The sequence below is a fragment of the Runella rosea genome (assembly GCF_003325355.1).
GTDB lineage: Bacteria > Bacteroidota > Bacteroidia > Cytophagales > Spirosomataceae > Runella > Runella rosea.
The window spans coordinates 1,301,681-1,316,679 of the sequence record NZ_CP030850.1; the positions used below are offsets into that span (position 1 = coordinate 1,301,681).

Annotated in this window: 9 protein-coding genes; all 9 read left to right on the forward strand. The window is 47.4% G+C overall.

Annotated elements, in window-relative coordinates; translation table 11 throughout:
* The 9 genes from DR864_RS05580 (at position 1) to DR864_RS05620 (ending at position 14,887) form a co-directional block, all read left to right on the forward strand.
* A complete protein-coding gene (locus DR864_RS05580; protein WP_114070166.1) occupies positions 1-690 on the forward strand; it encodes a hypothetical protein in 690 nt (229 codons plus the stop codon).
* Positions 691-787: 97 nt separating this feature from the next.
* Positions 788-1,678 carry an alpha/beta fold hydrolase gene (locus DR864_RS05585; protein WP_114066026.1) on the forward strand — a complete coding sequence of 297 codons (891 nt, stop codon included), beginning with the start codon at positions 788-790 and terminating at the stop codon, positions 1,676-1,678.
* Between the two features lie 30 nt (positions 1,679-1,708).
* Positions 1,709-2,872: a right-handed parallel beta-helix repeat-containing protein gene (locus DR864_RS05590; protein WP_114066027.1), complete on the forward strand. Its 1,164-nt coding sequence runs from the start codon at positions 1,709-1,711 to the stop codon at positions 2,870-2,872.
* 11 nt (positions 2,873-2,883) lie between these two features.
* The gene (locus DR864_RS05595) at positions 2,884-5,082 is read left to right on the forward strand and encodes a beta-galactosidase trimerization domain-containing protein (RefSeq protein ID WP_114066028.1); all 2,199 of its coding nucleotides are present in this window, start codon (positions 2,884-2,886) and stop codon (positions 5,080-5,082) included.
* 147 nt (positions 5,083-5,229) lie between these two features.
* On the forward strand, positions 5,230-5,823 hold the full coding sequence (locus DR864_RS05600; RefSeq protein ID WP_114066029.1) for an RNA polymerase sigma factor: 594 nt from the start codon (positions 5,230-5,232) through the stop codon (positions 5,821-5,823).
* Between the two features lie 78 nt (positions 5,824-5,901).
* Positions 5,902-7,005 carry a FecR family protein gene (locus DR864_RS05605; protein ID WP_114066030.1) on the forward strand — a complete coding sequence of 368 codons (1,104 nt, stop codon included), beginning with the start codon at positions 5,902-5,904 and terminating at the stop codon, positions 7,003-7,005.
* Positions 7,006-7,194: 189 nt separating this feature from the next.
* Positions 7,195-10,596, forward strand: a complete 3,402-nt coding sequence (locus tag DR864_RS05610) for a SusC/RagA family TonB-linked outer membrane protein (RefSeq protein WP_114066031.1) — start codon at positions 7,195-7,197, stop codon at positions 10,594-10,596.
* A 19-nt stretch (positions 10,597-10,615) separates the two neighbouring features.
* Positions 10,616-12,328 (forward strand): RagB/SusD family nutrient uptake outer membrane protein, encoded by a 1,713-nt coding sequence (locus DR864_RS05615; RefSeq protein ID WP_114066032.1) that lies wholly within the window; start codon positions 10,616-10,618, stop codon positions 12,326-12,328.
* Positions 12,329-12,400: 72 nt separating this feature from the next.
* Positions 12,401-14,887: a hypothetical protein gene (locus DR864_RS05620; protein WP_114066033.1), complete on the forward strand. Its 2,487-nt coding sequence runs from the start codon at positions 12,401-12,403 to the stop codon at positions 14,885-14,887.
* Positions 14,888-14,999: the final 112 nt, after the last annotated feature.

A 14,999-nucleotide genomic window follows, 5' to 3' on the forward strand; every position in this document is an offset into this window, starting at 1 on the left:
ATGAAAATAGCTCATCCGATTTTGGCCGTTTGTTGCGCCCTGCTACTGGTTTCGTCATTCTGGGCGTGCGAAAATCCTCCTTTTCCTACGTTGTCAAATGATACATCCTTGCGCGACCAAATCAAGGGCGTTTGGGTGCCTGTCTCGCTTGCGATGAAGTATCAGGTAGGGCTGGTACCTCGCTCCCGCGACACCGTCGTCACCGTCACGCCGAGTACCGCTCCGCTGTTGGTGGCTGGACGTGCCAACCCCGTTATGCCCTTTACCGATACGCTTTATCTGGCCGCCCGCACTGCTACCGCCGATACGTTTTGGCTGGCCAATCGAGGCATTCGTCAACAGGGGAATTTTTCATTGGTGAAAGTCAACGATGAAGGTCAGGAAGCTACGTTGCTCCGTATTGGTCGTCCGACCTATACACGCGGCCAAATCAGTCGTTGGAACTACGATTTTGTTTTTCACGGAACCGTAGCCCCCAACGCCGCCGGTACGCCCGTCTATACCTCAGCGACTTACGCCAATTATTCACCGACTATTACGTCACTCACCGACCGCCAAATGATCATTACGTTTAGCACGCAGGGAAATGTCAACGTGCCGATAGTACCTATTACAACCGCCAACCAAACCCAGAACGCGTCTTGGGGCGGGCGATTAATTGTATTTACGGCGACCTATGCCAAACAGTAATTCTATTAACAGCCATGAATTCACTGGAAGTATAGATGAACCCCAAACCGCTTATTCAGCAAGGACCGATTGTCCTTGCTGAATAAATTTTTCTCAAATGATTACTCCCCGACAATGGCACGCTACCGGTAGCCATTTCACTTACAAAACCCATCAAATCTTTTACCGAACCGAAGGGCAGGGTGAAACATTAGTTCTTATTCACGGGTTTCCCACTTCCTCTTGGGATTGGTATCGAATTTGGGACCAACTCGCTGAAAAATACCGAGTTATTGGTTTTGATATGATTGGATTTGGATTATCGGACAAACCCCATCGTTACTCTTATTCCATCCATGACCAAGCCGACCTGTTTGAGGCGCTGATGAATCACTTGCAGATTAACCAATGTCATTTATTGGTACATGATTATGGAAATACGGTGGCACAGGAGCTATTGGCCCGTTGGGAAGATCGAAAAAACGAAACACAGGCTCCCGAATCAAGGTCGTTTCCTATCATCAAGTCAGTTTGCTTTTTGAACGGTGGACTTTTCCCGGAAATGCACCGGGCTCTATTGGTTCAAAAATTGATGAAAAGCCCGTTGGGAGTGCTACTCACAAAATTCAACAACAAAGCCCGATTGAAAAAATCGTTCGAGAAGCTCTATGGCCCTAAAGGAATTGATGATTTAGAGATGGATGGATTCTGGGAAACCATTCAGTACCAAAACGGTCATCGGTTGTTTCATAAACTCATTAATTATATCGAAGACCGCCGACAAAATCGCGAACGCTGGGTGGGTGTTTTACAACAAACCTCCATCCCGCTTCGTCTTATCAACGGTCCAGAAGACCCTGTTTCGGGAAGGCATTTGGCTGATTATTACCAACAAATGATTCCCAATCCTGACGTTGTAATCATTGAAGGTGCAGGGCATTACCCCCAAAACGAAGCCCCCGAAGAAGTAATAGCCTATTATTTTGAATTTCGACAAAAGCACTGCTGAGCTTTTCTTAACTGGCACAACCACACACACATGAAATTCTTACTCGTTTACTTATTCTTACCGATTTTTAGCCTTGCCCAACACCAAATCGGTGATGCTGGGCAAATTTTTGACGAAACAAGCTTTGACCCGCGCTTTCCCGACATGAAAGAATGGGCTAAAGCAGGCGTGCAGGGAGGAATTCCGTTGAGAAGTACGTTAAAAATCCAAAAAACGATTACGCCACAGAACAATTTACAGGAGGCGATTGATGAAGTAGCGGCACAGGGCGGCGGAGTTATTTTACTTAAAAAGGGCGAATACGTTATTTCCAAAACAATTTTTCTAAAATCAAACGTCGTATTGCGCGGCGAAAACAAAGACCAAACGGTGCTAAAGGTGGTGATGAAAAAGATGTTTTTCAAATACGCCACCGACCAAAAACACCTCGTAGCATTTGAAATAAACAATGCCGAACGGGTGGGATTGGAAGACCTGACTTTTCGGTACGCCGCCGTTGATTTTGAACCTTACGACAAATCCGATTTCAATGCCGCGTGGGACCGTCGGGTTTTTCATGAACACGAAACCCGCGACACTACACTATTTGTACACTTGGTTATTTTTAGAAACAGCCGCAATTCGTGGGTGGACAACTGTAATTTTCTGTGGGCTGGTACGCATCCGCTCGGTTTGGGCAATTGTGAGCACATCACCTGTCGCAATAACTTCATGGATCGGGCGTACGTCAAAAAGGACTCTTTTCACGGGGGCTACTACGGTTGTTGGGGGTCGAAATACTGCCTGTTTTACAACGAAAAGGTACGCCGAATCCGCCACTTTGCCATTATGAACCCTGGCGCGGCTTATAACGTGGTCTATCGCTGTGATTTTGAAGTAGATGTCAACTTTCACGACCAAGACCATGGCCATAATTTGGTAGAGCAGTGTCGCATCGCCACGCCCGTTTGGCACAGTTGGGACGCCATCGGCATCGGAGCACCCGACAAACACCGCCCGCCCGGTCCCGAAAATCTGCTGTTCAACAACACTGTCATTTCCAAAGGCGTAGCTGGCTACAACCGAAAAATGGGCTCGGCTCAACCCAACGCAATCTATCAGGTTACGACCGAATTTGGGAAACCTAACGTTTTTCTCCGCCCCGATGCTCCGCCCAAAGGAGGTACATTTTATGCCGTTAAAGCTCAACCTTAAGTCTTATAATCATGAAATTATCACCCTGTCTATCCGTTATATTTCTGATTTTCAGTGTCTCTATACCAATTTTCGCTCAAAACGACCCGTACCTGCACAAGCTGTACGACGCACTGCACGACGCACCCATGCAGCAAAAATTTAGAAAGTTGGCGCCCATGCCAGCGGGAGTCGTGTACCTGCAGCAACCCAACGAAGGCGAGAAAGAGATGCGGGTGCATTTCCAAAACATGAAAAAGCTGGGCTTCAACGCCCTGAAACAAATCATGCCCTTACCGACCTGGACCATTGAGCAAATTTCCTTGATAGCGTTGGAAGAAGGTATCATGCCGTGGTGGTACGGCGAAGGCGGCTACGAAGAGATCACCCCTACCCTTTTGGAACAGCTCGGCATTGCTAAAATCCTGTCAATGAGCGACATCTTGCAGCACCCTAAAATGGTCAATTACCAAAAAGAAGTGGCCAAAAAACGAATCCAAAATACAGAAAAATACATCCAAAACAGTGCCGACAAAAAATTCATGCGGGTTACGAGTGTGGCCTACGACCCCGAAATCGGCGGGCGCGGAGTGGAACTTAGTACCAAAGGGGAAGCCTTGTTTTTGGAATGGCTCAAAAAGCGTTACCACACCGTAGAAAATTTGAACCAAGCTTGGAATCAGTACCATGCTGGGCTTTTCTTGAACGAACAGCGGGTATTCAGTGACTGGGAGGATGTGGCGAAAAATTGGCGTATGCTCACGAGCCGTGAGTACAATCACGTCAAAGACATTTACCGATTTAAGGTGGAACACAATTTGGGTCGTATCCGCGAATCTGCCACACAGTTCAATCGTTTTGATGCCAATGCGCCCTATCGTGGCGGTGGTGAATTGGCTGTTTTTCACCCTTTTGCATGGTACGGAGTAGATATGGAAGGCATCACCGACGTGCTGACGCAGTACGGCTCTTTTTATCCTTCCATGCACTTTTCATGGCATTATAATCTCGTCAAAGGGGAAATCACTAAGTCGCTCTACCAGCAGGCGTCATTGATGAACGACTTCAATAAAGGCGGCTGGACGGGCGGTTGGGAAAGTACTGGCGGGCCGATGCAAATGGATGGTGAAAAAAATCCGGGACACAACAATTCTTATTACGTCGGCCCTGATGAACTGATGCAGCTCTATTTCAGTCAGTTGGCCGCGGGCTTCAAAGGATTCGGCATTTGGTGCTGGAACTCACGAAGCGCGGGCAAAGAAGGCGGTGAGTATAGTTTACTGGACCGAAACGGACAAATCACCGACCGCGCCGTTGCCATCGGCTCATTGGGAAAAGCCATGCAAAAATACCGTTTTGAACTCTGGAACGCCCACAAAGAGCCGCTCGTAGGTATCCTGTACGACTGGGAAAATGAAGCCACTTGGGGTGCCATGAGCATTCCTGGACGCGAAGATTTCCGATTTCAGCCCGTCAAAGCCCGAATCGGCATCAGCAATATGTTAATGACTAATAACATACCTTTTGAATACCTTACGCCAAACGATCTATTCAAAGGCTTGGGCCCGCGCTACAAAGTGCTGTATTTACCCGCTATGCTCACGATGCGAAAAGAACTATTGCCCCTGTTGAAAAAATACGTGCAGGAAGGCGGGCGCTTGGTCATGGACTTACCTTCGGGCTGGTACGACGAAAATACCGTTAACCTTCCGACGGGTAAAGGCTCTGATTTTGAGCAGCTTTTCGGTGCCACGATTGATGATTTTCAATTTTCAGGCACCAATCGACAACTCAGAATAGCGGGTAAAGAAGTACAGGGTTTTACCATCAACTCAACGGCTACCACGGCGCGCGTGGCAGAAAGGTACGACAATGGCAAACCCGCCGTTTTGGAACATTCTCTCGGCAAAGGCAAGGGAATCTTACTGGGCTTTCAGGCATCACTCAATGCGTTTGAAAATTCTGCAAAGGCTTCACTACCTGTTTTAGAATACACCCTTGGTGGCTATTCTTCCCCCTACGCCTGCCCCAATGCCCTCGTGTATCGCCTTGCCGCTGCCGAAGCCGACCATTATTTTTTATTGAATGAATCGGCCGCCAAAACGGTTGCGCTTACTTTCAAAAATTTAAAGTACAAACGTATTACCGACGCCGTTACTGGCGAAAATGTCAACCTCACCCAAATCAAATTGGCAACCAAGGGAGGGCGTTGGATACGGGCCGAAAAATAAATTTGTCCAAAAATAGTATGCCTGTTTCCCCTTGAGAGGCACCGATTCCACCCGACATCTCCCAATGAAATAATTTAAAAATCTCCATAAAGTTTAATTTATTCCTACTTTTGTTGAATTTTAGGTAAAATTCAACCCGTATTTTTTGTGGTAAACCCCTCACTCACTGACGAAACTCTCTGGCAGCGCCTCAAATTAGGCGATGAATTGGCTTTCTCTGTCTTGTTTGAGCGGTATTATCGTTCATTGATTAACTACGGAAATTCGTTGAGTTCTTACCCCGAACGGGTGCAGGATTGCGTTCAGGATGTGTTTGTAAACCTTTGGCTTTACCGCAACACCCTGAGCGACAATGTGGTAATCAAAGCCTACCTGCTCTCAAGCGTCAGGAAGCGCATTGCCCGTTTGCACGAGCGTGATACTATTTTTCGCCAAACTGCGCCGTTGGATGCTGTGCAATTTTCGTTGGATTTTTCCATTGAAGACCAACTCATTGCCGACGAAGAAACCTCGGCTCAGGTTTCTCAGCTCAATCGACTGATTAACGCCTTACCTCCCCGGCAAAAAGAAGCGCTCTATCTCCGCTACCATCAGGGGCTAACGATTGAGCAAATCGGTGAGATGCTCGATATCAATCACCAGTCGGTTTCCAATCTACTTCACCGTTGCATCCAACACCTCCGCAAAGAATGGAAGGGTGATTTAACGCTTCTTTTTCTGCTCTTTTCGAGAATACTTTAAATTTTTCAAAAAAAAGTACCACGTTAGTGAGTATTGCCCCGCAAAGCTGTCCTCTCTGTGTCTGAAACTCTTTTTCAGATGCAGCAACGCAACCATTATAAAAAAATTGAAGATTTTCTGGCCGACGAATCGTTCCAAAAATGGGTTCGGGAAGGAAAAGAACGGGATAATTGGGAAGAATGGACGGTAGAAAACCCCCAACGGGCCAAACTCGTGGCCGAAGCTCGGTTGTGGGTATTAGCTACCCGGGTTCAGGAATCAACCCTTTCTTCATCCGAAGTTGCCGCTGCGTTACAGGCATCCCGTGACAAAATAAAATCCATTGAAAAGGAAACTGCTGTGCCTTCGATTCCGCTTTGGCGTCGTACGGGCTGGCGCAGTATTGCGGCGGTTTTGGTATTGGGACTCGCGTTGGGGTGGTTGCTTAAGCGCCAAACATTGACGCAGGATACACTTACCTACACCCAACTCATCAACCAAGATATCCAAGGACTGATTGAACAGGCCAATAACACCCATAAACCGCAGTTGATTACCCTTTCTGACGGCAGCTCGGTACTGCTTCAGCCCAAAAGTAAGCTCAGCTATCCAAAAAGCTTTGAAGGCGACGAACGCAAAGTGTATTTGTCGGGCGAAGGCTTTTTTGAAATCAGCAAAAATCCGAAGAAGCCCTTTTTCGTTTTTGCCAACGAGATTGTCACCAAGGTCATCGGGACGAGTTTTCGGGTAAAAGCCTACACCGACCAACCCAACGTGGAAGTGGTGGTTAGAACGGGAAAAGTAAACGTCAGCTCCAACCAAGCCATCACGCAGCTGAACCCTGAAACGGTGCAATTGTTGCCGAATCAGGGAGTTCGGTTTGCGCGGAAAAAGCTTACTTTCGAAAAAATAACGGATTTAACCCTCGAAAAACCTGAGGCACAATCAGTTATCGCCATCGAACAACTGAGTTTTGAATTTTCAGATGTTCCCGTTGCCCAAATCTTGAAAACCATTGAGCAGGCGTATCTGGTAGAGATTGACTATCCGCAGGAGAAATTGAAAGACTGCTATCTTACAACTTCCCTCAGCGACCAACCTCTGCCCGAAAAACTCAAGATTATTTGCGAGAGTTTGGGCAACATGACCCGTTATGAAATGAACGGCAACCGAATCACGATTTTATCAGAAGGATGTAACTAACCCCGACATTTGCTGCCTATGACCTAAAAATACCCCTGCTTACCCACAAAAAAGCGTCGAAATGCTGCTACATATTCGACGCCCGATGCTTCCCCTAACGTGTTCAGTTGACATGCCCTCTGCAAAGGGCACGGGGAGGATTTTGCCAATACCTCCGTAAAAAGTATTAACTAAAAACAAGTCAAAAGTATGAAAAAAACATTGACCAACAAACGATTACTATATCGAATTGTGCAAACGTCACTCCTACAACTCACCTTGGCCATCGTGTTTTCGAGCATTGCAATGGCCACCCCAGTAAAGGGTCAAAGTATGCTTGACCGAAAGGTAAGTGTGAATGTTTCGGATATAGCTTTGGAAAAAGTACTGCTCCAACTCGAAAAAGAGGCACAGGTGAAATTTTCCTTCAATTCGAGGGCCTTACAACTCGACCGCCCCGTAACGATCAACGCCTCCAACGAACCATTGTCGAGCGTACTAACCCGCCTTCTAAAACCTCTAAAAATCAAACACATACAGGTCAGCAATCGCATTGTTTTACGAAAAGACAACGCCTCCACAACGGGGCTTTGGGAAAATGACCTACCCACAAAATCGTTGGAATATCAACTGACCGAATCAATCGTGACGGGAACTGTAACCGACGAAAACGGGCAGGGATTGCCGGGCGTGAGCGTACTCATCAAAGGCACCCAACGCGGTACAACCACCGATGCCGTCGGGAAGTACAAACTGGCGCTGTCGGACAATAATGAGGTACTGGTTTTTTCATTTGTAGGCTACCTTTCCCAAGAAATAAAAATCGGTAGCCAGACTACACTCAATGTATCGCTAAAACTCGACACCAAAGCGCTCGAAGAGGTGGTCGTCGTTGGCTACGGAGTTCAGCGAAAAAAAGACCTGACTGGAGCCGTGTCGACTATCACCAGCGATATGTTTAAGGAGCGTAAAGAAACCCAGGTGGCACAAGCCCTCCAAGGAGCTATGTCGGGTGTAATGGTGACCCGCAACGGGGCCAATGGTGCCATGGGCGGGGCGACCATCCGTATTCGGGGAGTCACCACGATTGGCAATTCTGACCCGTTGGTGATTGTGGATGGTGTGCCAGTGAGCGATGTAAATCAGGTAAACCCCAACGACATCGAAAACTTATCGGTGCTCAAAGATGCGGCCTCGGCTTCAATATATGGCTCCCGGGCGGCTTCGGGTGTGATTTTGATTACCACCAAAAGAGCCAAAACCGACCAAGCCTCTATTCAATACAGCTACGAAAATGGATTTGATACGCCTACGCAGTTGCCCGATTATATGCGATCGCAGCGCTATATGGAGCTTGTCAACGAACTCCGCTGGAACGATGCAGGCAACGGTGCCAATCGCTTCCCCACTTTTAGCCAAGATTTATTGACGGATTATAACCAAAAACACCTTTCTGACCCCGACAAATACCCCGATACCGATTGGATGGCATTGACATTGAACAAAATCGCTCCCAGAGAAGCTCACAGTATCAGTGTCATTGGCGGGTCTAAGTTTGTAAAGTCCAACGCCTCAGTGCGTTATGAAAAAGTAGGTGGTTTTTACGACAACAAAAACTACAATCGGATTTTTGTTCGGTCAAACAACGATTTTACCATCAATAAACTGATTGGCGGTACGGTCGATTTTAACTTCAAAAGAACCAATGCCTTAGATCCTACGGCCAGTGACCCATTGTATCGTACTCGGATTTCTTCGCCTATTTATCCGGCAATCTGGGCTGATGGCCGCATTGCCGACGGAAAAGCGGGCGAAAACGTGTATGCTAAGGTTAAATACGGCGGCACCGATCGCAACACTTACAATCAAGTGGGAGGTCGACTGGCGCTTGACATCAAACCCATTGAAGGCTTGAAACTTTCGGGAATCATCGCGCCGATTTTTGACTTTAACAACCAAAAACGCTTCAACAAAAAGGTAGATATTTATGCCGCCAACGACCCTAACCAATACCTTGTATCGCTAATTGGCGGCGGCCTTACCACCCGCTTAGACGAAAATCGCACGACCAATTACAGTATTACGACTCAGCTTTTGGCCAACTACCTCAAAACCGTTGGCAACCATGATTTTACCGCCTTAGCTGGCTACGAAAATTATTATTTCAAAGGCGAATCAATGGGCGCTTCTCGTGACCAGTACCTTTTTGATACATACCCTTACCTCAATCAAGGACCAGCGGCTTTTAGGGATAATTTTGGCTCGGCTTTCGAAACGGCCTACCGTTCTTATTTTGGGCGTCTGACGTATAGCTATAAAGACAAATATTTGATTCAGACCAATGTCCGTCGTGATGGTTCATCACGCTTCAACGCCAATTATCGCTGGGGTACATTTCCTTCGGTTTCGGCGGGTTGGGTGATCAGCGAGGAGGACTTTTTCAAAAGACAAAACCTTGTTTCTTTCCTCAAACTTCGGGCTTCTTGGGGGACGCTGGGCAACGAGCGCATCGGAAACTATCCGTCAGTTGGAATCATGAACTTTAGTAATGCGCTGTTTTATCAAAACAACCTCGTAACCGCCCAACAAACCGCCGCCCAAGTGCAGTATGCCATTCAAGATATTTCTTGGGAAAAAACGGCATCGACGGATTTAGGGCTTGACGCGTATTTCTTAAAAAACCGCTTGCGCCTCACCGCCGATGTGTATTACAAAGAAACCAAAGACATGCTGCTGGCATTGCAGATTCCGATTTTTGTTGGATTCGAAAACCCCAACCAAAATACAGGCGTGATGACCACCAAAGGCATCGACCTTGACCTTGGCTGGACCGACAACATCGGTAAGCTAAGGTATTCGGCATCCCTGAACCTCTCTCAATTTCAGTCGGTTATGGGCGATTTGGGTGGTACGGAGTTTATCGGCGACCGAATCAAGAGAAAAGGCAGTCAGTTTGACGAATGGTACGGCTACCGCTCTGAAGGGATTTACCAAACCCAAGAAGATGTCAATAACTCTCCCAAACTCAATACAAACGTAAAAGTGGGCGACATGAAATACACCGACATCAGCGGCCCCAACGGCGTGCCCGACGGGAGAATCTCCCCCGAATACGACCGAATACTGCTCGGCAGTTCGCAGCCACAATGGATGTATGGCGGTAACTTTAAGTTGGATTACAACGGGTTTGATTTGGGGGTTACTTTTCAAGGCATCGGCTATCAAAACACATCGCTACTTTCGTATACCGATTACAACGCCGAAAACTGGGGTGTATTTCCTGTGTATATGGACGGCAGCACTTGGAGTATGAACAATACTGCTGACCAAAATTTAGCGGCCAAATACCCAAGATTTACCGAAACCAACAAAGGACTGAACCGCGCAATGTCTGATTTTTGGTTGTTTAACGGAGGGTATTTTCGTCTAAAAAACATCACTTTAGGCTACACGATTCCCCAGAATATTTCACGGAAAATCATGTCAAACAACATCCGTTTTTACATCAATGCCACCGATGTTTTCTCGCTCAACAAATATCCTAAAGGTTGGGACCCCGAGGGAATGGGCATTGTGTCGACGGTTTTAGGAGGTTTTACGATTGGTTTTTAATATAATTCTCTGACTCACAATGAAAAATAAGATATACAGCACAGCACTAAGCTTACTATTGTTGGCTTCCTGCCAAAATTCACTGGATCTATATCCGTTAGCCGAGCCTTCGGCCGAAAAGTGGTATTCTAACGAAACTGAGATTCAGTTGGCACTCAATGACCTCTATCGCATTGATTTTTGGCAATGGGATGAAGACGGAATGAGTATCAATTATCTTTCTGATGATGGCTTTTATCGCCAAACCCTTACGCCCATCAAATCAGGAACGGTGACAAGTCAGTGGGCATTTTCGACCACCCTTTGGCGCAATTCTTACAAAGCCATTGCTCGTGCCAATAGAGCCATTGTGGCCCTGAACAGCGCGGTAACAAAAGCAAAAGTAAACCAAGCTAAATTGGATATTTACTTGGCTGAAGCTCGTTTTCATCGCGCAGCGCAGTATGCCAAGCTGGTCAATAAATTTGGCGATGTAGTTTATAGCGACGATGTTATCAGTATCGAAGACGCTTACACCAAAGGCCGTACCGACAAAAAAACGGTCATCACAAAAATCTACGAGGATTTCGATTTTGCCATTGCAAACTTACCGACCAGTTATGCCGCGTCGGCCGTGAAGCGCGCCACCAAAGGCGTAGCAATGGCCTTAAAAGCACGCTTTGCCCTCTACGAAAAAGATTTTAAAGTAGCCAGCGATGCCGCCAAAGCCTGCATGGACTTAAACCAGTACACGCTGCACTCCGACTACGGCAATTTGTTTTTGCAGAGCACCAAAAACGCAAAAGAGATTATTTTTTCAATACCGCGTTCGTTGGAGTTGAAAGTAAGCACAGGCCCTACCTCCGACATCATCAGTCGCAACTCAGGGGGCTTTGCGGCAGCCAATCCTACTTGGGATTTGTTTTGTTCTTACCTCTGTACCGACGGAAAAACCATTGATAAGTCGCCACTGTATGATCCTCGTAACCCCTTCAAAAATCGTGACCCGCGTTGCACTGCTACCATCGTGGAGTTTGGACAGCCGCATTTAGGCTTTATTTATGACCCCCACCCCAACGCTCTGCAAGTGACGCGCATCAGCACCAACACCAAAGTAACGAACAATGATAACCGAGCCAACGCGCAGTTTGCGTCTTTTAATGGGTTGATTTGGAAAAAAGGCGTTGACGATTCGTGGCTGCTCAATGGCCGTTTGATTGAGCCAGAGCAGATTATCGTCCGTTATGCCGATGTATTGTTGATGTATGCCGAAGCTAAAATTGAACAAAATCAAATTGACAAATCGGTACTGGACGCCATCAACATGGTGCGGGCAAGGGCCTACAAAGCCGCGCTTTCGGCCACTACTGCTTACCCCGCCATTACCACCACCAACCAAGCTGAGCTACGTCGTGAGTTACGCCTAGAACGCCGCATGGAATTGGCTTTCGAAGGGCTTCGCTACATGGACATTATACGCTGGGGCATTGCGGGCAAAGTGCTTAACCGACCAATTTACGGTATGCTCGACCCCGTTGATTTACGGTCTAAAGTAGTGGATAAAAATCTTTGGTTTTTTGCAGGCACTCCAAAAATTGACGAAGACGGTACACCCGACTTTAGTGAAATGGAAAAAACGGGTCTCATCAAAAATCTAGTGCCTACTACTTGGAACGACCGCCAGTATTTGTGGCCAATTCCTACCTCCGAAATCCAAATCAATCCTAACATGAAGCAAAACGACGGGTATTAGTCTCAGTATTTACAACCCATATCCGTAAGTTAGAACTCAACATTTAACTAAATAAGGAATTCAAAGTTCACAATGAATACATATAAAATCGCCTTTATTTGGGCAGGAATAGCAATGGGGCTACTGCTTATTGGCTCAACCACCCAAGCTCAACCCAAAACCTCCTACCCTCAATTCAGCGGCATTTATCCACACCTCGCCTATTACAACAACGAAGGCGAGTGCGGAACAGGTGCGGTGGTGCCTTGGGCTGACCGCCTTTGGGTGATTACCTACGGGCCACATTTACCTTTTGGTTCATCAGATAAACTCTATGAGATCACGCCCAGTTTGCAGCGAACCATTCGGCCCGAAAGTACGGGAGGAACACCCGCCAACCGCATGATTCATACCGAAAGCAATCAATTGTTTATCGGCCCCTACGCCATCAACGCGCAGCGCAACGTGCGTACCATTCCGTACACGCAAGCCCCTGGTCGCTACACGGGTTTGGCGCGGGGATTGACCGACCCGCAAAGCAAAATCCTGATTGCTACCATGGAAGAAGGTTTTTACGAAATGGACGTAAAAACCCTAAAAACCAAACAGCTGTACCAAGACGGCAACGTCAAAGAAAAGAAGGGAGAGGATACTTCCAACAACCACAATGGACTACTGCTTCCGGGCGCACACGGCAAAGGCGTCTATTCTGGGCAGGGAGTAATGGTCTATTCCAACAACGGTGAATCAGGCCCACAGGCGCTGAAACAATTTGACATTGAAGCGGGCGTGTTGGCCGAATGGAACGGCAAAGATTGGAAGGTCGTGCGTCGTAATCAGTTTGTTGAAGTAACTGGACCGGGTGGCATTTATGGCAACAAAAACACCGACACCGACCCGATTTGGGCTACGGGCTGGGACCATAAATCGGTTTTATTAGGCGTACGTGATGGTGGGAAATGGTCTTTTTTCAGGCTCCCTAAAACCAGTCATAGCTACGACGGCGCCCACGGCTGGAACACCGAATGGCCCCGCATCCGCGACATCGGTACCGCCGACAAACCTGATTATCTAATGACCATGCACGGACTATTTTGGCGTTTCCCCCAAACGTTTACGTCCAAAAACACCGCCGGTATTCGTCCGCGCTCGTCTTACTTAAAAGTCATTGGTGACTTTGCACGCTGGAATAACCAACTGGTTTTTGGTTGCGACGACTCGGCCCAAAAAGAGTTTTTGAACAAACGTAAGACCAAAGGAAACATCGAAGGCCCCGGACAATCCAACTCCAATCTTTGGTTCACTTCGTTCAATACACCTGACGAATTAGGCCCCAACACCGCGCAGGGAGCCGTTTGGCTTGCCGAAAAAATTGAGGCCAATGCCGTTTCTGAACCTTTTCTTTTTGCGGGTTGGAACAAACGAATGGCATGGGTTCATAATGCAGGAAATCAGAACGTTAGCTTCAGTTTTGAAACAGATATCGACGGCAAAGGCAATTGGAAATCGTTGCGTACGGTAGAAACTCCAGCAGGTCAAAGCGTTGCCGTGACTTTTACCGCCAATGAAACTGGGGAATGGATTCGCGTAAAAAGCAACCTCGCCACCACCGCAACCGTCAATTTTAACTACAGCGATGCTTCCCGCTTTCAACCAACCGCCGACAAAATGTTCAACGGATTGACCAACATCCGTTCTGCAAATTACTCCGGAGGACTCATGTATGGCTTGGGCGACAATCGCCGGGCGATGGGCCTTTTGGCGGGTCAATTCTCCAACGGAAAATTCACCGAAAACGGCTACTACGAATTGGACAGCGCCATGAATTTGGTCAAAAAGGAAGACCCAAAAACGGCGCAGTTTATCCGCGACAAGTTTGCCATTCCCAAAGAAGTTATTACGGTGGACGAAGCCTCCGTGCTTATCATTGACGACAGCGGCAGAAGATGGAGATTGCCCAAAGGAAATGAGGCATTTACCAACAAAACCCATAATGCTTCGCTCCGCATTTGCCGAGAAGTGGCCACCGAACGTGATTTATTGAACGCCCACGGGACATTCTACGAATTGCCCGCCGAAAATGCCGACGGTTTTGCTAAAATCAGGCCCGTGGCCTCGCACTCGCTCAGTGTACATGATTATGCGTCGTACCGTGGCTTATTGGTCATGACAGGCCTCGACAACCAAACGGCTGCCAATGAGCACATTATCGCCTCAAACGACGGAAAAGCCAAAGTATGGGCGGGTACCATCGACGACCTTTGGAAATTAGGCAAGCCAGTAGGTCAAGGCGGTCCGTGGAAAAACAGTCAAGTAACCGCTGACACTCCTTCGGATGCGTATTTGATTGGATTTTATGACAAAAAAAGCCTCAAACTTTCTCACAACGCCAAGCAAACAATTACGTTCACCATTCAGGTAGAACCCATCGGTCACGGCCCTTGGATGAACTTTAAACAAGTGACAGTGAAGCCCGGCGAAACTTTTGAGTACACCTTCCCTGATGCTTTTCAAGCCCGGTGGGTACGATTTAAGGCCGATAAAAATTGTGAGGCTACCGCGTGGTTAACGTATCAATAATAGAAGTTTTTGAGTTAAAAAAAGATAGGTAATGAACAGCATTAATCCCCGGCGGGCTTCCGTTGGGGATTTGTTTTTATGCGCCATCGCTCGTGTCTTACAACAGCCCTCC

Excerpts from the sequence above, each read along its gene's own strand:
- DR864_RS05580 (WP_114070166.1), top strand. The coding sequence starts at position 1 with ATGAAAATAGCTCATCCGATTTTGGCCGTTTGTTGCGCCCTGCTACTG.
- DR864_RS05585 (WP_114066026.1), top strand. The coding sequence starts at position 788 with ATGATTACTCCCCGACAATGGCACGCTACCGGTAGCCATTTCACTTAC.
- DR864_RS05590 (WP_114066027.1), top strand. The coding sequence starts at position 1,709 with ATGAAATTCTTACTCGTTTACTTATTCTTACCGATTTTTAGCCTTGCC.
- DR864_RS05595 (WP_114066028.1), top strand. The coding sequence starts at position 2,884 with ATGAAATTATCACCCTGTCTATCCGTTATATTTCTGATTTTCAGTGTC.
- DR864_RS05605 (WP_114066030.1), top strand. The coding sequence starts at position 5,902 with ATGCAGCAACGCAACCATTATAAAAAAATTGAAGATTTTCTGGCCGAC.
- DR864_RS05610 (WP_114066031.1), top strand. The coding sequence starts at position 7,195 with ATGAAAAAAACATTGACCAACAAACGATTACTATATCGAATTGTGCAA.
- DR864_RS05615 (WP_114066032.1), top strand. The coding sequence starts at position 10,616 with ATGAAAAATAAGATATACAGCACAGCACTAAGCTTACTATTGTTGGCT.
- DR864_RS05620 (WP_114066033.1), top strand. The coding sequence starts at position 12,401 with ATGAATACATATAAAATCGCCTTTATTTGGGCAGGAATAGCAATGGGG.